Genomic DNA, 19298 nt, shown 5'->3' with positions numbered 1-19298 from the left:
ATCCTCAAGTGCCCCTCGCCGGGCATCGGACACATGCACCGGACGGACGGTGTCCGCCCGGTGCATGCTCGCCGTCAATTATGACAGCAACCCTACCGTTGCGTACGTTCCTGCGGGCGGAGACCCGAAAGACTGGGTCAGACCGCGATATGGAGGTAGGCCGAGAGCCCGGTGAGGAACATCTGCACCGACAGGGCGATCAGCAGCATGCCCATCAGGCGCTCCAGCGCGGTCAGTACGCTCTCACCCAGCCATTTGAACAGGAAGGTGGAACTGAGCAGGATCACCGCGGTGGCCAGCCAGGCCAGGAACAGGGCGATGCCCCATTCGGCGGTACGACCCGGCTGGGAGTTGGTCAGCAGGAGCAGTGCCGCCATGGCCGACGGGCCCGCCACGCCGGGAATGGCCATGGGCACGATGAAGGGCTCGCCCTCCCCCGGCTTGCCGAATACGCCGCCCTCGACGGGCGGAAAAACCATGCGGATGCCGATCAGGAACAGCACGATGCCGCCGGCGATGCTCACCGACTCCTGGCGCAGCTGCAGCACCTTGAGGATGTACTGGCCGCCCAGCAGGAACCCGACCAGCACGCCCAGGGCGATCAGCAGCTCGCGAATCATGACCTTGCGCCGCCGCTGCGGCGGCACGTCCTTGAGCAAGGCCAGGAACAGCGGGATGTTGCCCAGCGGGTCCATGATGAGGAACAGCAGGATGCCTGCCGACAACGTCGTCATCTGCGCTTCCATGGATAACTCCTATACGACGTTCAAGGGGCGGGACGAAGGTCGAGCACGCTGCCGCGCGCGGCAGACCCCGCGTCTGAAAGCAGGTAGACGACGGCCTCGGCCGTTGCCGCGGGCAGCGGCCGGTCGAGCGTGTTCTCGCCGTAATACGCCGAGCGGCGCAGGGCCGTGCGCATCGGCGCCGGCAGCAACGCGTGGACGCGCAGGGGGCCGCGGCCGTTTTCGGCGTGCAGCACGGTGGCAAGGCGCTCCAGGGCCGCCTTGGATACCCCGTAGCCGCCCCAGTGCGCACGCGAGAGCAGGTCGGGATCGTCCAGGACGAAGACCACCGCGCTGTCCGCGGCCTTGCCCATCAAGGGCATGCAGGCCTGGGTCAGTGCGAACGGCGCCGACACGTTGACCTGCATGGCGCGCAGCCAGTCATCCGGCTTGTGCATGGCCAGCGGTGTCAATTCGTTGAAGTGCGCCGCGGCGTGCACGAGGCCGTCGAGGCGACCGAATTCCTTTTCGATGCCCTCGGCCAGCGCCGTGTAGTCGTTCGGGGTGGCGCTTTCCAGGTCCAGCGGATGGATCACCGGCTGGGCACCGCCCAGCGCCACCAGCTCGTCGTAGTATTTTTCCAGAACGCGCACCTTGCGCCCTGTGATGACCACCGTAGCGCCGGCACGCACCGCCGCCTTCGCCGTCTCGCCGCCCAGGCCGCCCGTGACCCCGGTGACCACCACTACCCGCCCGTCGAGCAGGCCGGGGGTGGAGGTCCAGGAGGCAGGCAGGCGCGCCGACGGCAGGGAGCTCACGAATTGGCCTCCGCCACATCGGCGGCCATGCGCTTCAGCTCACCGGCCGAGTGCAGGTCTTCGACGATATCGCAGCCACCGATGAACTCACCCAGTAGGAACAACTGGGGAAAGGTGGGCCAGTTGGAATAGTGCGGCAGGCCCGCCCGGACGCGCGGATCGGCCAGGACGTTGACGGTGAAGAAGGTGGCGCCCGCCGCTGCCAGCGCCTTGACCGCGCGATCGGAGAATCCGCAGGTGGGGTAGTCCGGCGTGCCTTTCATGAAAAGCACGATCGGATGGGCCGCCACGATGGCCTTGATCTCGTCTACGACGTCCATAGGTCGGGTTTCATCATTAGAATGCGATTAGTTGCGTAGTGTAACAGCGTGGGCCGCCGCGCCCTCTGTTGACGCCCTTCCCCCCAGCCACCGCTAAGGAGCTCCCTCATGGCGTTCGAACTTCCCCCGCTTCCGTACGAAAAGAATGCACTCGAGCCGCACATCTCCGCCGAAACGCTGGAGTTTCACTACGGCAAGCACCACCAGACCTACGTGACCAACCTCAATAACCTGGTCAAGGGTACGGAATTCGAGGACAAGAGCCTTGAGGATATCGTCAAGTCGTCCTCGGGCGGTATCTTCAACAACGCCGCCCAGATCTGGAACCACACCTTCTACTGGCACTCCATGCGTGCCCCGGGCGGCGCCGAGCCGCCGGCCAAGCTCGCCGACGCGCTGACCAAAGCCTTCGGTGGCGTGGACAAGTTCAAGGAAGAATTCGCCAAGCAGGCCGCCGCCAACTTCGGCTCCGGCTGGACCTGGCTGGTGCAGCGCCCGGATGGCTCGCTCGCCATCGTCAACACATCCAACGCCGCCACGCCGATCACCGGCAGCGACAAGCCGCTGTTCACTGCGGACGTGTGGGAACACGCTTACTACATCGACTACCGCAACGCCCGCCCGAAGTACCTGGAAGCTTTCTGGAACCTGGTCAACTGGGATTTTGCGGCGAAGAACCTCGCCTGAGGTTTGTCGGTGCGTTGCACCGCGTTATCGCGCGTTGTGACGCACCGAGATCGCGCACATCGTGCGCTCCTACAACCGACCCGTAGGAGCGCACGATGTGCGCGATATCAGGCCATGTAGGAGCGCACGATGTGCGCGACACCAGGCCCGTGTAGGAGCGCACGATGTGCGCGACATGTGTTGGGGCCGAGCGCCTGGCCTCGCGCGCCAGGTTGCGGATTGCCGCGAAAAGATGTCGCGCGCATCGCGCGCTCCTACGCGGGTAGCGGAGTGGCGTCAGCCCAGCAACTCGACAGCCGGCGCCACCTGGTCATCACGACCCAGCGATGCACCCACCTCGGCAAGCTTCGCACGCAGGCTGCCGGCATCGGCGGCGCAGATCGTCGCGTGGCCGACCTTGCGACCCGCGCGCGCTTCCTTTCCGTAATCGTGCCAATGACCGTCGGCCACCGATAACACCGGCGCCGGGTCCGGCAGGTCGCCGATCCAGTTGAGCATGGCGCTGGCACCACGGACACCCGTGTCGCCCAACGCCAGGCCCAGCACGGCGCGGATATGGTTCTCGAACTGGCTGGTGTACGCGCCCTCGATGGTCCAGTGACCGGAGTTGTGCACGCGCGGGGCCATTTCGTTGCCGAGCAGGTCGCCGCCGCGGACGAACAGCTCCAGCGCGAACACACCCACGTAATCCAGTTTTTCCGCGATGGTGCGCGCATGCGCGATGGCGGCGCGATCCATGTCGTCGGACGTGCCCGGCGCGGGGGCGAGGCTGAGCGACAGCACGCCGTCGACATGCCAGTTACGCGTCAGCGGCCAGGCCCGAAAGGCACCGTCGCGACCTCGCACGGCCACGACCGACAACTCCCTGTCGAACGGCACGAAGGCTTCCAGGATCAGCCCGTGCTGGCCGGCGGCATCGCCGAGCGCCGCCCAGGCCGCGTCGATATCGCCGTCCGACTTCAGGCGGAACTGCCCCTTGCCGTCGTAGCCGAGCCGCCGCGTCTTCAGGATGGCCGGGGTGCCGATCCGGCCGACCGCGCGAACCAGGTCGTCGCGTGTGTCCACGGTCTCGAAGTCGGGCGTATCCAGGCCCGCCTCGCGGAACAGGGTTTTCTCGCTGAGACGATCCTGCGCCACGGCCAGGGCCCGCGGATTCGGGAACACGTCGACCTGCCCGGCCAGGCGCTCGGCGACGGCGGCGGGCACGTTCTCGAAGTCGAAGGTGACCACGTCCACCCGGGCGGCAAACGCGGCCAGCGCGGCCTCGTCGGACCAGTCGGCCACCACCAGCTCGGCCACCTGGCCGGCGCAGGCGTCGGGCGACGCATCCACCACGAGGGTGCGAATGCCCAGCGGCGCCGCAGCCAGGGTCAGCATGCGCGCCAGCTGGCCGCCGCCCAGGATGCCTACGGTGGGGAGCGTGCGGCTCACGTACGCGGGTCCGGGTTGTCAAGGACGTTGCGGGTCTGCTCGGCGCGGAAGGCATCCAGCGCGCTGGCCACGGCGGGATCGTGCAAGGCGAGCACGGAGGCGGCCAGCAAGGCGGCGTTGGTCGCACCGGCGCGGCCGATCGCCAGGGTGCCCACGGGGATGCCCGCAGGCATCTGCGCGATGGAAAGCAGGGAATCCATGCCGTTCAGGGCCTTGGACTGCACGGGTACGCCGAACACCGGCAGGGCCGTTTTCGCCGCGATCATGCCCGGCAGGTGGGCCGCGCCGCCGGCGCCGGCGATGATCACCTGGATACCGCGGCCGCGCGCGCCGTCGGCATAGCCGAACAAGAGATCGGGCGTGCGGTGGGCCGAAACCACCTGCACCTCGTGGACGATGCCAAGGCGGGTCAGCGTGGCGGAGGCATGCTCCATCGTTTCCCAGTCCGATCGCGAGCCCATCACCACGCCCACGCGCGCGGCGCCCGCTCCGTTACCTTCGTTGGAAATCATGGCCCGGCCACCCAAAAGTCGCTATTGTAAGTGCATTCCCGATCTACAGGTTGGCCGGCACGGCCGCTCTCCATGGACAAGCGACTTCTCGACATCCTCTGCTGCCCTGTCAGCAAGCGCCCCCTGCGCCCCTTGACGGCGGCCGAGCGCGACACCCTCAACAGTGCCATCCGCGCGGGCTCGGTCGACACCGTAGCCGGCGATAAAGTCACCGATGTCCTGGCCGAAGGCCTGATCACCACCGACGGCCAGCTGGTCTATCGCGTCGAGGACGGCATCCCCGTGATGCTGCCGGAAGCCGGCATCGGCACGCTGCAGCTCACCGGCTTTACGCCGGAAAGCGGTCTCGCGCAGAATCCGTGACCCGAGTCACACTTTAAAGCATTCGATCCCGCACAATGGCCCCTCAGGCGGGGGCCGGTGAATCCAGAGATGCGCGATGAATAACGCGAACGAGCCGTCGAACGTCGTCGATCTCAGCCATCGAATGGACCCTCGCATCGAAAGTGTGGGTGCGCTCCTCGTCACGGTGCGCGGGCTGGCCACCAAGCGGCTGCACGCGCTGGCCACCAACATGTTCGAGAACATCGACGACGCCCTGTTCGACCTGGCCGAGAAGGCCGAGAACAACGCCGCGCAAACCCAGTTCTTCGACGGCATGCGCGAGGTGCGCAAGAAGCGCGCGATCGTCGAACGCAGTTTCCTGGGCCAGGTGGCCCGCGACCTGGCCGACTTCTCCGCCGGCCGCACGCGCGCGCCCGAGGCCGACGCGCACGCCCGCCCCCTGGCGAACATCGAACTCAGCCTCGTCGGCGAGAACGAACTGGAAGAATCGCTGGCGATCACCAGCATGATCGGCAAGAACGAGCAACGCCTCGCCCGCGCCCTGTTCGCCGTGAACCAGCGCCTGTCGGTGATCTGCGGCGGCGCCCGCATGGACGACGCCTCCAACCCGGTCGGCCCCGCCTCGCTGGCCGGGGCCTTCCGCCAGGCCATGCGCGAGCTGGTGGTGGAGGTCCGGGTCAAGCTGATCATCTACAAGCTTTTCGACCGCTATGTGCTCGCCGGCATCGACGAGCTGTACGACGACATCAACAACGAACTGGCCGCGGCCGGCGTGCTCCCGCAGTTGCGCCACGAGATCGCCACGCGCCGCAGCGACGCGCCCGCCCCTACCGGCCCGGCGTCCTCGGCCACGACAACGGCGCAGACGACGGCCCCGGTCACCGACGCGGCCGCCGCGGAGTTCATGCAGTCGTTGCACGCCATGTTCTCCGCGCGTCGCGGCGCGATCTCCGCCCTGGCGGGCACGGCCACCGGCGGCGGCCAGGCGCTGCCGATCGGTCCGTTGCCCAGCGCGGCGGAAATGCTCGGTGCGCTGACCTTGCTGCAAAGCCAGATCGCCAGCCTGCCCAGCCATACCGCACCGCTGGCGACACAGGCCGACGTCACCCGCGACGTGGCCCAGCTGAAGGAACAGTTGCTCGTCCAGATCGGCCAGCTGCGCGGGCAACAGACCGCGCACGTGTCGGGCGTGGACGAGGACACGATCGATCTCGTGGGCATGTTGTTCGAGTTCATCCTCGAAGACCGCAACCTGCCCGCCGAGATGCAGGTGATGCTGGCGCGCCTGCAGATTCCCTACCTGAAGGTCGCCCTGCTCGACCGGCGCCTGTTCGCGCACAAGTCCCACCCGGCGCGCCAGCTGCTGGATGCCATGGCCGATGCGGCCAAGGGCTGGTCGGCCGAATCCGACCGCGACGGCCGCCTGTTCGACAAGACCCGGACCATCGTCGAACGGCTGCTGCGCGATTTCGACGACGACGTGGATCTCTTCAACCGCCTGGCGACGGAGTTGCAGGATTTCCTCGACATCAGCCGCAAGCGTGCGGAGCTGGCCGAGCAGCGCGTGGCCGAATCCACCCGCGGCCGAGAAAAACTGGAGCACGCCCGTCGGCGCGCCGCGGAGGAAATCGTCAGCCGGGTCGGCGGTGCCGCGTTGCCGCCGCTGATCCATGGCGTGCTGACCCGGGCCTGGGCCAACTACATCGTGCTCACCCTGCTGCGCCAAGGCGAGGAATCGCCCGAATTCCGCGAATCGCTGCGCTTCGTCGACGATTTCATCGCCAGCGCCCGTCCGGTCTACGACCTCAACGGGCGACGCGACCTGCGTGCTTTGCTGCCCTCGGTGGAGCAGACGCTGCGCCGCGGACTGGCCGCCGTGGCGTTCCAGGATGCCGACACCGAACAGTTGCTGGCACAGTTGCACGCGTTCTACCGGCAGCAGCTGGGCGAGTTGGTACCGGAGACCGGATCGGGCACGCTCATCGCCAGCGTGACGCCGCTGCCCGACGCCATCCAGGCGATCGACGAACCGATCGTCGAGCCGGTGCCCGAGGACGAATCCCTGCCGGACGAGGCCTTCGACGAGCGCAACCTCGCCCAGGCCCGCGAGCTGAGGGTCGGCCAGTGGCTGGAATTCACCAGCGAGGACGGCAGCACCGACCGCGCCAAGCTCTCCTGGATCAGCCCGATCAGCGGTCGCTACCTGTTCGTGAACCGTCGCGGCCTCAAGGTGGCCGACCATAGTCTTGCCGGCCTGGCCCAGGGCTTTGCCAACGGCACGGCGCGGCTGCTCGATTCCGCACTGCTGTTCGACCGCGCCATGGACGCCATCGTGGAACGCCTGCGCACACCGGATCCGGGTGCCTGAGGTTTGCTAAGGTAGCGCCCTCTTCCCTGGGCGCATCCCCACGATGACTTCCAACGAGTCGCAATCCCTGGCCGACGCGCTGCCGCCGGCCGTCGAGATACAAGCCGATGTCGATCGCGCCCTGAACGAGGACATCGGCCCGGGCGACGCCACCGCCGACCTGCTCGATGCAGCCGCCACCGCCACCGCCGTGCTCACCTGTCGCGAGGATGCCGTACTTTGCGGCACGGCCTGGTTCGACGCGGCGTTCCGCACGCTGGACCCGAACGTGGACATCGCATGGTCGCTCCACGATGGCGACCGCGTCGCCGCCGGCAGCGCCATCTGCCGTCTCGCCGGCAAGGCGCGCGCCCTGGTCACCGCCGAACGTACCGCGCTCAACTTCCTGCAGCTGCTGTCGTCCACCGCCACCGTTACCGCATGTTATGCCGATGCCCTGACGGGCACGCGCACGCGCATCCTCGACACGCGCAAGACCCTGCCGGGCCTGCGCCGCGCGCAGAAGTACGCCGTGCGCTGCGGTGGCGGCACCAACCATCGCATCGGCCTGTTCGACGCCATGATGCTCAAGGAAAACCACATCATCGCCGCGGGCGGCATTCGTCCGGCCGTGAAGGCGGCGCGGCGTATCCATCCGGCGCTGCCATTGATCGTGGAAGTGGAGACGATGGCCGAACTGGCCGAGGCGATCGACGCCGGGGCGGACCGCGCGCTGCTCGACAACTTCACCCCGGCGATGCTGGCCGAGGCCGTGAGCTATACCGACGGCAGGATGTCGCTCGAAGTGTCGGGCAATGTGGAACTGGCCACGCTCCGCGACATCGCCGAGACAGGCGTAGATTTTATTTCCAGCGGCGCGCTGACCAAGCATGTACGTGCCATCGATCTTTCCCTGCGGCTCGACGTGCAGCCGGGGGGCGCTTAGTGCAGGCGGCGCCGGTCGGCCAGTGAGATGACGTTGCTGCCGTGAATCAAGGGATCGGTGGCCACCACGGTTTCCAGGTCGGGCGCGTCGGCTCCCGGCAGGGAATAACTGGCGATGTCGTGCCCCGCCATCCACAGGCGTGCCGACTGGCGTGACTGGCCATCCAGGCTCACTTCGAAGCCGTAGCAGCGCTCCAGCCGACGCACGCCATCCACGCCCTGGAGGCGCATGGCGCGCAGGCCGACCGACTGATCCAGCAACTGGAGGCCATAGCGCTTGCACAGCCCCGCGGCGGCGCGTGCGGCAACCTCGCGCGCACGCGTCAGCCTGTACCAACTCGCGATACCGCCGGCGAGGACAAGGAGCCAGAAAAGATCGCTGAAGGATGCCATGGTGGCAGTGTGTGGCCGATCCGGGACGTCCACAAGCCCCCGAAGGGGCGGCGGGAGCCTACTTGACGACGCGCAGGTGCGGTGCGCCGCGCTTCGGGCGGTCGTCATCACCACCGGCCGAGGGCGGTGGGGGCTCGCTGTTTTCCACCACTTCCATCGGACCGGACGAGGGCGATGGCTCGGAACCGTCGTTTTCGTCGGCCGGGAACATCATGCCCTGCCCGTTTTCCTGCGCGTACAGCGCCAGCACGGCCGGCACGGGGATCACGATCTGCTGGCTGACACCCGAGAAACGGGCCTGGAAGCCGATCTTTTCGTTGCCCAGGTCGAGGTTGGCCACCGCGCGCATGGCCAGGTTGAGCACCACCTGGCCGTTCTTCACCACATGGGCGGGCACCTTGACCCCGGGCTGGGCGGCGTCCACCAGCACGTAGGGGGTCAGGCCGTTGTCGCTGATCCAGTCGTAGATGGCGCGGAGCAGGTACGGGCGATTGGAAGTCATGCCCGCGCTTTCGTTCGTATCCATGGATGCTGTCCTCGTCGTTCCCGCCGGTAGGTCGGGGATCACCAAAGCCCCGGCTGGGCAAGGTCGAAAGGACAGTTTAAGGGATAGGCGGCATCCGACGCTAACCGGGGCTGAAATTGAAATCCGGGCGCATGTCGCGCTCCTCGGGGGTGAGGCTGCGGGCAAAGCCCTGGCTGTGAAACAGGCGCTCGCCGTAATCGACGATGGCCTTGCCGTCCCGACCCAGGTCCACGCCCAGGTGTGGCAGCCGCCAGACCACGGGGGCCACCAGGCAGTCGATCAGGCTCATCTCCGGATTGAGGAAGAAACGCGACGCCCGGAACAGCGGCTCGGACAACAACAGCTGCTCGCGCAGGCGCTTGCGGGCACCGGCAGCCTCCTTGCCGCCCTCTGCAATCGCCTCGATCTCAGGTAGCCAGTCGTTTTCGACGCGCCAGGTGGCCAGGCGCAGGCGCGCCCGTGACAGCGGGTCGATGGGCATCAACGGCGGATGCGGATAACGCTCATCGAGGTATTCGACCACCACGAGGGGGTCGTAGAGACAGAGGTCGCGATCGACCAGGGTCGGCAGGGTGCCGTAGGGGTTGAGGTCGAGCAGATCGGCCGTTGGGCGATCCGGCTTGAGGATGATCCGGTCATAGGCCACCCCCTTCGCCGCCAGCACCAGGCGCGTCCGGTGGCAATGGATATCGTCGGCGCTGGTGTAAAGCGTCAGCCCCGCACGCGAACGAGCACTCTGGACCATGCGTCGATCTCCCTGTTTACGGTGTTCGGAACTCTAACCCCACCCGTCCCCGAAACGAAACGGGCGGCCGTGGGCCGCCCGCGGGGCATCGGTCAGTGCTCGTCGTGTTGTTCGTGCACGTCCTTCCAGTACTCCTGCTTCACGAGGTACAGCAGGAAGGTCAGGCCGGCCAGGAACAGGATGACCCATACGCCCACCGACTGGCGCTCGAGGGCGGCCGGCTCGGCCGTGTACTCGAGGAAGGTGGTGATGTCGCGCGTGGCCGCCTTGAACTCCTCGGGCGTCATCCGGCCCGGGCGCTGCAACTCGAGCTTCTCCACCGTGGCTTCCTGGCCCGGCTTGGCCTCGCCGTGCACGGCCACCTGCAGGCCCTGCAGTTCCCACAGGGGATTGGGCATGGAGGCGTTGGGGAACACCGTGTTGTTCCAGCCGACCGGCCGTGTGGGGTCGAGGTAGAACGAGTTCAGGTAATTGAAGATGAAATCCACGCCCTTGGCCCGCGCCTCGAGCGACAGGTCGGGTGGATCCTTGCCGAACCAGGCCTTGGCCCCGTCGACCGGCATGTGCGAGATCACCGGCTCGCCGAACTTGGCACCCGTGAAGTTGAGGTTGGTCATCACCTCGTCTTCGGACAGGCCCAGGTCGGAAGCCAGGCGCGAGTAGCGCACGTACTTCAGCGAATGACAGCCGACGCAGTAGTTGAAGAACAGCTTGGCGCCGCGCTGCAGCGCGGCCTGGTCGTTCACGTTGGTACCGGCGGACGGAAGTCCCTCGCCACCTTCGGCGGCCATGGCGGGCAACGCGGCGACGAACAGGCCCAGCGCGAGGGCGGCGGAATAAAGATAGCGCTTAATCATGCGTCGTCACCCGTTCCGGAACCGGCTTGGTCTTCTCGAAACCGAAGCGCGTGTAGACCCATACGAATACGAAGAAGCCGAAGTAACACAGCGTCATCAACCGGCCGAAGGCGTTCTCCCAGGTGGTGACGTCCGCATGCGGGAACCATTCGGGGATCAGCTCGGCGGTGACGCCGGCGCCCACCGCGCCCAGCGACAGGAAGGACACCACCAGCACGCCGAGGGCGATGCGGTAGCCCATGCCACGGTACCGCACCGAACGCACGGCGCCCTGGTCCAGCCACGGCAGCAGCGCCAGCAGCAGGATGGAACCGAACATGCCGATGACACCCCAGATCGCCGTGCCGAAGAACGATGGGATCATGCGCAGGATCGCGTAGAAGGGGGTGAAGTACCACGACGGCTTGATGTGGCTCGGCGTCACCAGGTTGTTGGCCGGGGTGAAGTTGTCGTGCTCCAGGAACCAGCCGCCGAAGGTGGGCGCGAAGAAGATGATGAACGCGGCGATGGTCATGAAGAAGCCGACGCCCACCAGGTCCTTCACCGTGTAGTACGGGTGGAACGGGATGGCGTCGATGGGCTTGCTCGCATCCCAGCGGTTGCCCTTCGGGCCGTGCTTGACGTCGACGCCGTCGGGGTTGTTCGAGCCCACTTCGTGCAGGGCCGCCAGGTGCAGCACCACCAGCAGCAGGAGCACCAGCGGCAGCGCGATGACGTGCAGCGCGAAGAAGCGGTTCAGCGTGGCGTCGGCGGGCAGGAAGTCGCCCATGATCCACTCCACCAGCGACGAGCCGATGTAGGGGATGGTGCCGAACAGCGAGATGATCACCTTCGCGCCCCAGAACGACATGTTGCCCCACGGCAGCACGTAGCCCATGAACGCCTCGGCCATCAGCACGAGGAAGATCAGCATGCCCAGGATCCAGACCAGCTCGCGCGGACGCTTGAACGAGCCGTACATGATGCCGCGGAACATGTGCAGGAACACCACCACGAAGAACAGCGAGGCGCCCGTGGAGTGCATGTAGCGGATCAGCCAGCCCCACTCCACGTCGCGCATGATGTACTCGACCGAGTTGAACGCTTCCAGCGCACTCGTCTTGTAGTTCATGGTGAGGAAGATGCCGGTCACGATCTGGTTGACCAGGACCAGCAGGGCGAGCGAACCGAAGTAGTACCAGAGGTTGAAGTTCTTCGGCGCGTAGTACTCGGTCATGTGCTTGCGGAACGTCGGCGCCAGGTTCGGCGCGCGTTCGTTGACCCAATCGAAGATGCTGGCCATCAGCCTTTCCCCTCCGGATCGACACCGATCTGGATGTGCGAGTCATCCAGGAAGTGGTACTGCGGCACGGCCAGGTTCTTCGGCGCGGGCACGCCGGCGAAGACGCGCCCGGACAGGTCGTAGCGCGACTTGTGACAGGGGCAGTAGAAACCGCCCTTCCAGTTGGCGTCGAACGGCTCGGGCTTGATGTCGGGCACGAAGTCCGGCACGCAGCCCAGGTGGGTGCACAGGCCAATGACGACCAGCCACTCGGGCTTGATCGAGCGGTTCTCGTTGGTGGCGTACTTCGGCTGCTGGCCTGCGTCCGAGGACTGCGGATCCAGCAGGCGGGGCTCGAGGCCCTTCAGCTGGGCCAGCTGGTCCTTGGTCCGGTTGACCACGAAGACCGGCAGACTGCGCCAGGCGAAGGTGACCTTCTGGCCCGCCTCGATGGTGCTGATGTCGACCGTGACAGGCGCTCCCGCTGCCTTTGCCCTTGCGCTCGGTTCCCACGACTTGATGAAGGGCACGACCGCCGTGACCACTCCGACACCGCCCACGACCGCGGTCGTGGTGGTGAGGAAGCGACGGCGCCCGTGATCGACGACTTCGTTCGCCATCAGGCTCTCCGGAACTTATGCCATTGAGAATGCGGACCCCTATCGCCGGTTCGTTCGGAAATCGGCTTCCGCTATATCAAGTCAGTGTAACGGCAGGCACCACCCACGTACAATAAACTGAACCACCCCCTGTGCTCCATGACGGGTGGGACGGTCACGAATCCGCCAGGAAGCGGAAAATCCGGCACCACCGGCTGCCCGGATTCCCCCGGGCAAGGCGACGCGACGACGACAGGACCCCTCGTTAATCCATGAACCACGCCGCACGCACGCTCGCCTTCGTTGCCCGCTTCGTCGTGCTCGGCCTGGCCGTCGCCTTCGTGGTGGGCCTGTTCTGGCCGGGCAGCGGCGCTTTCCTGCGCCAGCGCTTCACCCCCCCGGCCACCCAGCCTGCCGCCGCCAGCGCCGACAACGAGGCCCCGGCCGCCGGCGCGCCCGCCTCCTACGCGGATGCCGTGGCCAAGGCCGCGCCGGCCGTGGTCAACATCTACGCCAACAAGATGGTGACCGAGCAGCCGCGCGAACTGTATTCGGACCCGGTGCTACAACGCATCTTCAGCGTGCCCACCGGCCCGGCCCGTACCCGCCGCCAGCAGAACCTGGGCTCGGGCGTGATCGTTCGCGAAGACGGCTACGTCCTGACCAACAACCACGTGATCGCCAACGCCGACGACATCCAGCTGCTGCTCTACGACGGCCGCGTCGCCAAGGCCCGCGTGGTGGGCTCGGACGATGAAACCGACCTGGCCGTGCTCAAGGTGGATGCGGGCAACCTGCCCGCCATCCACATGACCGACGCCGAAAGCCGGCCCCGGGTCGGCGACGTGGTGCTGGCCATCGGCAACCCCTTCGGCATCGGCCAGACCGTGACCATGGGTATCGTCAGCGCCATCGGTCGCCAGCTCAACCTGTCCAGCCTGGAGAACTTCATCCAGACGGACGCCGCGATCAACTTCGGCAATTCCGGCGGCGCGCTGGTCAACGCGCACGGCGAACTGGTCGGCATCAACACCTCGCTGATCGGTCAGGCCGTGGGCGCCGAGGGCATCGGCTTCGCCATTCCCGTGCAGAGCGCCCGCGAGGTGCTGGACCAGATCATCCAGACAGGCCACGTGGTGCGCGGCTGGATCGGCGCGGATTACGGTGCGGTGCCCATCTCCGCCGACAGCGGCCTGCCCTCCGCGGCCCGCGGGGTGGTGGTGAACGAGGTCTCGCCCGGCGGCCCCGCCGCGCTGGCCGGCATCCAGCAACGCGACGTACTGCTGCGCATCGGCGACGAGGACATCCTCGACCCGTCCGATTTACGGCGGCACGAGGCCTCGCTGAAGCCGGGCGTGGCGGTGAAGGTGTCCGGGCTGCGTAATGGGGCGGCGTTCGCGACCACGGTAACGCCAACGCAGCGGCCGCCTACGGCGCCTATGCAGGCGTTGAGGTAGCACGATTCGCGCACGTGCGTGCGCTCCTACACGCGGCGTGACGTTGGGCGCGGTACGGCCGTTACAGCGCGGCGTGGGGCTTCAGGAGGTCGTTGTAGCGTTTGCGGAGGACGCCGACGCGTTCGACGTAGACCTGGGTTTCGTCGTAGGGGGGCACGCCGTTGTACTTCTGCACGGCGCCGGGGCCGGCGTTGTAGGCCGCTGCGGCCAGGCGCTCGTTGCCGTTGAAGGTGCGCAGCAGCAGGGCCAGGTAGCGGGCGCCGCCGCGGATGTTCTGGCCGGCGTCGAACGCATCCATGACACCCATGTCCCGTGCGGTGCCGGGGATCAACTGCATCAGGCCCTGGGCGCCGGCCACCGACAGTGCCCGCGGATTGAACGCACTTTCGGCATGGATAACGGCCCGCAGCAGGGCCTCGTCCACGCTGAACTCGCTGCTGGCCGCGCGGATCGCGTCGCCATAGGCGGCCACGTTGAGGGTGACGCTGTTCCAGTCGACCTTCGAATGGACATCGCAGGCGGCGCAGGTGGCGATATAGGTAAAGAGCATCTTGACGGTGCCGCCCTTCCCGCCGCCACCGCCCTGCGGGATGTTGGTGTATTCCACCCCGCCGTCCGCCCGCGTGATGCGATAGACCGCCCCGCGTAGCACCCGTGAACCCTTCGGCGTCTCGGGTGCAACGGCGGCCATCAGGTCCGAGCTGGCCGATTCCTTGTAATCCCATTGCCCCTTCGGCACCGCGGGGGACGGGGTCGCCGCCGTCACGGCAGGCAGGACCAGCGGCTCCTGGGCATTACCTTCCATTCCGCCGACCACGCCCCCCGTGATGCCGGCCAGCGAGGGGCCGGCTACGGTGGGGGCCAGGGCCACGGACCCGATCACCCCCTTGAGCGAGGGCGGCCCGGCGACCGGCTCGAACACGGCGGCCGGGGCGGAAGACGACTGGCCGTTGTTGGAACGGGTCTGGCCGGACGGCGACGCGGGCAACCGTGCCTGGGCGGCGGGAGCGACTGTCGCGATCGAGCGGGCCGGACGCGAGGGCCCGGTGCTGCCGATGCGCTTGCAGTCCTTGTAGCCGGCCGTGGTACCCGAAAACACCGTCTCGCCCGTGGAACCGGTGCAGCGATACAGCGAGCCCGCGGCGGCCGGGCCGGCCATCAGGCCTATCAAAAGGAGCGCGCACGTACCCGCGGCCCTGCGCAGAGCCGTGCCGGAAGGATGAAAACGGCGGGCGCGATGGCCGGCGCTTTCCCCTGGCGTCGCGTCGTGAACCATGGGCGCGAGTGTGCCCGAGCCCCCTTTTCCTGCCAAGGGCTCGATGCCGACGATCGTCACGCAAGTCATTGATCCGCTGCGGGCAACTGGCACGCACCCCGGCGGGGGCGTAAACTGCGCGGTTCGGCAACTCCCACGAATCACGGTACCCCGGCGCATGAGCGGCAAGCTTTTCATCAAGACCCACGGCTGCCAGATGAACGAGTACGACTCGGCCAAGATGGCCGACGTGCTGCTCGCCTCCCATGGCCTGGAGCTGACGCAGAACGAGGACGACGCGGACGTCATCCTGGTCAACACCTGCTCCATCCGCGAAAAAGCCCAGGAAAAGGTCTTCAGCCAGCTCGGCCGCTGGAAGGCCCACAAGGCCAACGGCAAGCCGGTGCTGATCGGCGTGGGCGGTTGCGTCGCCTCGCAGGAGGGCGACGCCATCCTCAAGCGCGCCCCGCATGTGGACCTGGTGTTCGGTCCGCAGACACTGCACCGCCTGCCGCAGATGATCGAAGCCCAGCGCGCCACGGGCAAGTCGCAGGTGGACATCAGCTTTCCGGAGATCGAGAAGTTCGACCGCATGCCGGAGCCGCGCGCCGAAGGCCCCACCGCCTTCGTCTCGATCATGGAAGGCTGTTCGAAATACTGCTCCTACTGCGTGGTGCCCTACACTCGTGGCGAGGAAATCAGCCGCCCGTTCGACGACGTGATCGTCGAGGTGGCGCAGCTCGCCGAACAGGGCGTGCGCGAGGTCAACCTGCTTGGCCAGAACGTCAACGCGTACCGCGGTCCGATGCACGATGGCGACGTGGCCGACCTATCGGTGCTGATCCACGCCATCGCGCAGATCGACGGTATCGGTCGCATCCGTTTCACCACCTCGCATCCGCTGGAGTTTTCCGACTCGCTGATCGAGGCCTACGCCAATGTGCCGCAGCTGGCCAACTACCTGCACCTGCCCGTGCAGGCGGGCTCGGACCGCATCCTGGCGGCCATGAAGCGTGGCTACACCGCCCTGGAATTCAAGCAGCGCATCCGCAAGCTGCGCGCCGTGCGTCCGGACATCTGCGTGTCGTCGGATTTCATCGTCGGCTTCCCCGGCGAGACCGACGACGACTTTGAAAAGACCATGAAACTGATCGACGACATCGGTTTCGACCAGAGTTTCTCGTTCGTGTTTTCCTCGCGGCCCGGCACCCCGGCCGCCAGCCTGGCCGACGACACGCCGGCCGAGGTGAAGAACGCCCGGCTTGCCCGCTTGCAGGCGGCTATCAACGAGAACGCGCGCCGGATCAACCAGGCCATGGTCGGCAGCGTGCAGCGCGTGCTGGTGGAAAAACCCAGCCGCCGCGACCCCAACGAGATGAGCGGCCGCACCGAAAACATGCGGTACGTCAATTTCCCCGGCCACGCCCGCATGATCGGCCAGTTCGTCGACGTCACGATCACCGAAGCCATGAGCAACTCGCTGCGTGGCCGCGTGCGCCTGGCCGACGAGGTCGCGCTGGCGTCGTGAGCCCTCGCCCCTAACGTGACGCACCGAACCCTATGACCACAGGCCCTATCCAACGCGATTTCGCCCTCGATCCCGAGGACAACACCCGTCTCGCCAACCTGTGCGGTCCGCTGGACGAACATGTCCGGCAGATCGAACTGCGCCTGGGCGTGGAAGTGGATCATCGCGGCGCCATCTTCCGCGTCATCGGTGACGAGGCCTCGGCACGCGCCGGCGAGCAGGTGATCCGCGCGCTGTATGCCGCCACCGAGACGGAGATCCTCAACGGCCAGGCCATTCACCTGCGCCTGGCGGAATCGGGTATCGACGCGCTCAACGACCAGGCTGCCGAATCCGCACAGGAAGTGGTGATCAAGGTGAAGCGCGGCGTGATCAAGGGCCGCGGCGCCAACCAGGCCCGCTACCTGCACGCCATCACCACCCACGACATCAACTTCGGCGTGGGCCCGGCCGGCACCGGCAAGACCTACCTCGCGGTGGCCAGCGCCATCGAGGCCCTGGAAGCCAACCGCGTGCAGCGCGTGCTGCTGGTGCGTCCGGCGGTGGAAGCCGGCGAGAAACTGGGTTTCCTGCCCGGCGACCTCAGCCAAAAGATCGACCCCTACCTGCGCCCGCTGTACGACGCGCTGTACGAGATGGTCGGCTTCGAGAAGGTCGGCAAGCTGATCGAGCGCAACGTCATAGAGATCGCCCCGCTGGCCTACATGCGCGGCCGCACGCTCAACGATTCGTACGTGATCCTCGACGAGGCGCAGAACACCACCGTCGAGCAGATGAAGATGTTCCTGACCCGCATCGGCTTCGGCTCGGTGGCGGTCATCACCGGCGACGTCTCGCAGGTGGACCTGCCACGCCACATTCGCTCGGGCCTGCGCCACGCGATCGAGGTGCTGCGCGGCGTGGACGGTATCAGCTTCACCTTCTTCACCTCGCGCGACGTAGTCCGCCACCCGCTGGTGGCCAAGATCGTGCGGGCCTACGAGGCGTTCGAGGACAAGCAGGACCCGCCGCGTTGATCCCCGTGGATGTCGCGGTCGGCTACGCGGCCGCTTCACGCAAGGGCGTGCCCGCCTCCGCCAGCTTCCGCCGCTGGGTGGAGGCCGCGCTGAAGGGCGCACGCCGCCGCAAGGCCGCCGAGGTGTCGATCCGCATCGTCGATGCCGAGGAAGGCCAGACGCTGAACCTGCAATACCGCGGCCGCGACTACGCCACCAACGTGCTCTCCTTCCCCGTGGAACTGCCACCCGGCGTGACCCTGCCCCTGATCGGCGACCTGGTCATCTGCGCCCCCGTGGTCGCCCGCGAGGCCGCCGAACAGGGCAAGAAGCCCGCCGACCACTGGGCCCACCTCACGGTGCACGGCATCCTGCACCTGCTGGGCTACGACCACATCGACGACGGCGAAGCCGACGCGATGGAGGCCCTGGAAACGCGCATCCTGGCGGGGCTGGGCATTGCCAACCCCTACGAACCGGTGGCATAGAGCCGCCACGGCACGACCCCCTGGGTAGGAGCGCACGCCCGTGCGCGACATCTTTTCGCCATGCCTATGGATTCACGCGCCAGCTCCACGCGTCGGCCTCAAGAGATGTCGCGCACGAGCGTGCGCTCCTACGGGTGGGGTCGGCCTGAACCGTCATAAGAATTCCGCTAGACTGGCCGTTCCGCCCTTCCGGGCAGAAACGCAAAGAGTGATGAACGAGGACCCTGGCAGTACCCATGGCCCGACCCACCGATCCTGGTGGGACCGTCTGGGCCATATGTTTTCCGGCGAGCCACGCAACCGCGACGAACTGATCGAGGAACTGCGGACCGCCCAGGCCAACGGCCTGCTCTCCAACGACACCCTGACCATGGTCGAGGGTGCCATCAAGGTGACCGAACTCAGCGTCGACGATGTCATGGTGCCCCGCGCCCAGATCGTCAGCCTGCCGGCCGATGCCTCCCTCCCCGAGATCCTGTCCGCCGTCGTCGAATCCGGCCACTCGCGCTTTCCGGTGCATGGTGAGGACAAGGACGAAGTGCTGGGCATCCTGCTGGCCAAGGACCTGCTGAAATACTACGGCCAGAGCGAAGGGGGCGACGTGCGTGCCCTGCTCCGTCCCGCCGTGCTCATTCCCGAGTCCATGCGCCTGAACGTGCTGCTGGCGGAGTTCCGCCTCACACGCAACCACATGGCGCTGGTGGTGGACGAATACGGCGGCGTGGCCGGCCTGATCACCATCGAGGACGTGCTGGAACAGATCGTCGGCGAGATCGACGACGAGCACGACGACGAGGAAGATCCGGTACTGGTGCAGGCGCTGGAAGACGGCGGTTTCGCCGTGAGCGCGCTGACTCCCATCGCCGATTTCAACGAGATCGCCGGCGCCCATTTCTCCGACGAGGAATTCGACACCGTCGGCGGCATGATCACCTCGGAGTTCGGTCACCTGCCGGCCGCCGGGGAAGAGATCGCCGTGGGCGACTTCCTGTTCCGTGTCACGGAAGCGGACGACCGCCGCGTCCAGCAGTTCCACGTCGCACGCGCCAACCGCGCAGCCTGACGTC

General features: G+C 67.0%; 21 protein-coding genes. 9 read left to right on the top strand and 12 right to left on the bottom strand.

The window, feature by feature from the left end; genetic code table 11:
* Positions 1-137: 137 nt before the first annotated feature.
* Genes FA89_RS09835 through grxD form a run of 3 tightly spaced genes read right to left on the bottom strand, consistent with a single transcriptional unit; the run spans position 138 to position 1860 of the window.
* Positions 138-734 (bottom strand): YhgN family NAAT transporter, encoded by a 597-nt coding sequence (locus tag FA89_RS09835; RefSeq protein WP_036144025.1) that lies wholly within the window; start codon positions 732-734, stop codon positions 138-140.
* A 32-nt stretch (positions 735-766) separates the two neighbouring features.
* Positions 767-1540, bottom strand: a complete 774-nt coding sequence (locus FA89_RS09830) for an SDR family NAD(P)-dependent oxidoreductase (RefSeq protein WP_036140442.1) — start codon at positions 1538-1540, stop codon at positions 767-769.
* Positions 1537-1860, bottom strand: a complete 324-nt coding sequence (grxD, locus tag FA89_RS09825) for a Grx4 family monothiol glutaredoxin (protein ID WP_036140439.1) — start codon at positions 1858-1860, stop codon at positions 1537-1539. Before grxD ends, FA89_RS09830 begins: the two co-directional genes overlap by 4 nt.
* A gap of 108 nt (positions 1861-1968) precedes the next feature.
* Here grxD and FA89_RS09820 point away from each other — a divergent pair, with 108 nt between their 5' ends.
* Positions 1969-2547, top strand: a complete 579-nt coding sequence (locus FA89_RS09820; RefSeq protein WP_036140438.1) for a superoxide dismutase — start codon at positions 1969-1971, stop codon at positions 2545-2547.
* A gap of 276 nt (positions 2548-2823) precedes the next feature.
* On the opposite strand, the gene FA89_RS09815 is transcribed toward FA89_RS09820, so the two are convergent.
* Both FA89_RS09815 and purE read right to left on the bottom strand, forming a co-directional pair.
* Positions 2824-3978: a 5-(carboxyamino)imidazole ribonucleotide synthase gene (locus tag FA89_RS09815; RefSeq protein ID WP_036140437.1), complete on the bottom strand. Its 1155-nt coding sequence runs from the start codon at positions 3976-3978 to the stop codon at positions 2824-2826.
* On the bottom strand, positions 3975-4490 hold the full coding sequence (purE, locus tag FA89_RS09810; protein WP_036140436.1) for a 5-(carboxyamino)imidazole ribonucleotide mutase: 516 nt from the start codon (positions 4488-4490) through the stop codon (positions 3975-3977). Before purE ends, FA89_RS09815 begins: the two co-directional genes overlap by 4 nt.
* 72 nt (positions 4491-4562) lie before the next feature.
* Between purE and FA89_RS09805 the strand changes: the two genes are divergently transcribed.
* The 3 genes from FA89_RS09805 to nadC all read left to right on the top strand — a co-directional run bounded on the left by FA89_RS09805 (position 4563) and on the right by nadC (position 8128).
* Positions 4563-4853 (top strand): Trm112 family protein, encoded by a 291-nt coding sequence (locus tag FA89_RS09805; protein WP_036140433.1) that lies wholly within the window; start codon positions 4563-4565, stop codon positions 4851-4853.
* A gap of 76 nt (positions 4854-4929) precedes the next feature.
* Positions 4930-7203, top strand: coding sequence for a DUF1631 domain-containing protein (locus FA89_RS09800; RefSeq protein ID WP_036140431.1), 2274 nt, complete (start codon positions 4930-4932; stop codon positions 7201-7203).
* 43 nt (positions 7204-7246) lie between these two features.
* Positions 7247-8128 (top strand): carboxylating nicotinate-nucleotide diphosphorylase, encoded by an 882-nt coding sequence (gene nadC, locus FA89_RS09795; protein ID WP_036140428.1) that lies wholly within the window; start codon positions 7247-7249, stop codon positions 8126-8128.
* Here the strand turns inward: nadC and FA89_RS09790 are convergent.
* The 6 genes from FA89_RS09790 to petA form a co-directional block, all read right to left on the bottom strand.
* Positions 8125-8520 carry a DUF3301 domain-containing protein gene (locus FA89_RS09790; RefSeq protein ID WP_036140426.1) on the bottom strand — a complete coding sequence of 132 codons (396 nt, stop codon included), beginning with the start codon at positions 8518-8520 and terminating at the stop codon, positions 8125-8127. The genes nadC and FA89_RS09790 overlap by 4 nt on opposite strands.
* 58 nt (positions 8521-8578) lie before the next feature.
* The gene (locus tag FA89_RS09785) at positions 8579-9022 is read right to left on the bottom strand and encodes a ClpXP protease specificity-enhancing factor (RefSeq protein WP_081916863.1); all 444 of its coding nucleotides are present in this window, start codon (positions 9020-9022) and stop codon (positions 8579-8581) included.
* Positions 9023-9146: 124 nt separating this feature from the next.
* Positions 9147-9791 (bottom strand): glutathione S-transferase N-terminal domain-containing protein, encoded by a 645-nt coding sequence (locus FA89_RS09780; RefSeq protein ID WP_036140424.1) that lies wholly within the window; start codon positions 9789-9791, stop codon positions 9147-9149.
* A 92-nt stretch (positions 9792-9883) separates the two neighbouring features.
* Positions 9884-10648: a cytochrome c1 gene (locus FA89_RS09775; protein ID WP_185754296.1), complete on the bottom strand. Its 765-nt coding sequence runs from the start codon at positions 10646-10648 to the stop codon at positions 9884-9886.
* Positions 10641-11930 carry a cytochrome b gene (locus FA89_RS09770; protein WP_036140422.1) on the bottom strand — a complete coding sequence of 430 codons (1290 nt, stop codon included), beginning with the start codon at positions 11928-11930 and terminating at the stop codon, positions 10641-10643. Before FA89_RS09770 ends, FA89_RS09775 begins: the two co-directional genes overlap by 8 nt.
* Positions 11930-12529, bottom strand: coding sequence for a ubiquinol-cytochrome c reductase iron-sulfur subunit (petA, locus tag FA89_RS09765; protein ID WP_036140421.1), 600 nt, complete (start codon positions 12527-12529; stop codon positions 11930-11932). The genes FA89_RS09770 and petA overlap by 1 nt, the downstream gene beginning before the upstream one ends.
* 251 nt (positions 12530-12780) lie before the next feature.
* Between petA and FA89_RS09760 the strand changes: the two genes are divergently transcribed.
* Complete coding sequence (locus FA89_RS09760; RefSeq protein WP_036140419.1) at positions 12781-13965, top strand: S1C family serine protease; 1185 nt, start codon at positions 12781-12783, stop codon at positions 13963-13965.
* 61 nt (positions 13966-14026) lie between these two features.
* On the opposite strand, the gene FA89_RS09755 is transcribed toward FA89_RS09760, so the two are convergent.
* Positions 14027-15124, bottom strand: coding sequence for a lytic transglycosylase domain-containing protein (locus FA89_RS09755; protein WP_185754295.1), 1098 nt, complete (start codon positions 15122-15124; stop codon positions 14027-14029).
* A 274-nt stretch (positions 15125-15398) separates the two neighbouring features.
* On the opposite strand from FA89_RS09755, the gene miaB reads away from it, so the two are divergent.
* The 4 genes from miaB to FA89_RS09735 all read left to right on the top strand — a co-directional run bounded on the left by miaB (position 15399) and on the right by FA89_RS09735 (position 19294).
* A complete protein-coding gene (miaB, locus tag FA89_RS09750; RefSeq protein WP_081916424.1) occupies positions 15399-16748 on the top strand; it encodes a tRNA (N6-isopentenyl adenosine(37)-C2)-methylthiotransferase MiaB in 1350 nt (449 codons plus the stop codon).
* 32 nt (positions 16749-16780) lie between these two features.
* On the top strand, positions 16781-17764 hold the full coding sequence (locus FA89_RS09745; RefSeq protein WP_036140417.1) for a PhoH family protein: 984 nt from the start codon (positions 16781-16783) through the stop codon (positions 17762-17764).
* Positions 17764-18231: an rRNA maturation RNase YbeY gene (gene ybeY / locus FA89_RS09740; protein ID WP_036144017.1), complete on the top strand. Its 468-nt coding sequence runs from the start codon at positions 17764-17766 to the stop codon at positions 18229-18231. The genes FA89_RS09745 and ybeY overlap by 1 nt, the downstream gene beginning before the upstream one ends.
* 211 nt (positions 18232-18442) lie before the next feature.
* On the top strand, positions 18443-19294 hold the full coding sequence (locus FA89_RS09735) for an HlyC/CorC family transporter (RefSeq protein WP_036140415.1): 852 nt from the start codon (positions 18443-18445) through the stop codon (positions 19292-19294).
* Positions 19295-19298: the final 4 nt, after the last annotated feature.

It is taken from the genome of Luteibacter sp. 9135 (assembly GCF_000745005.1).
In the GTDB taxonomy this organism is placed as follows: domain Bacteria; phylum Pseudomonadota; class Gammaproteobacteria; order Xanthomonadales; family Rhodanobacteraceae; genus Luteibacter.
Note: the sequence above shows the minus strand (reverse complement) of the source record. Positions and strands in the feature narration are given on the sequence as shown.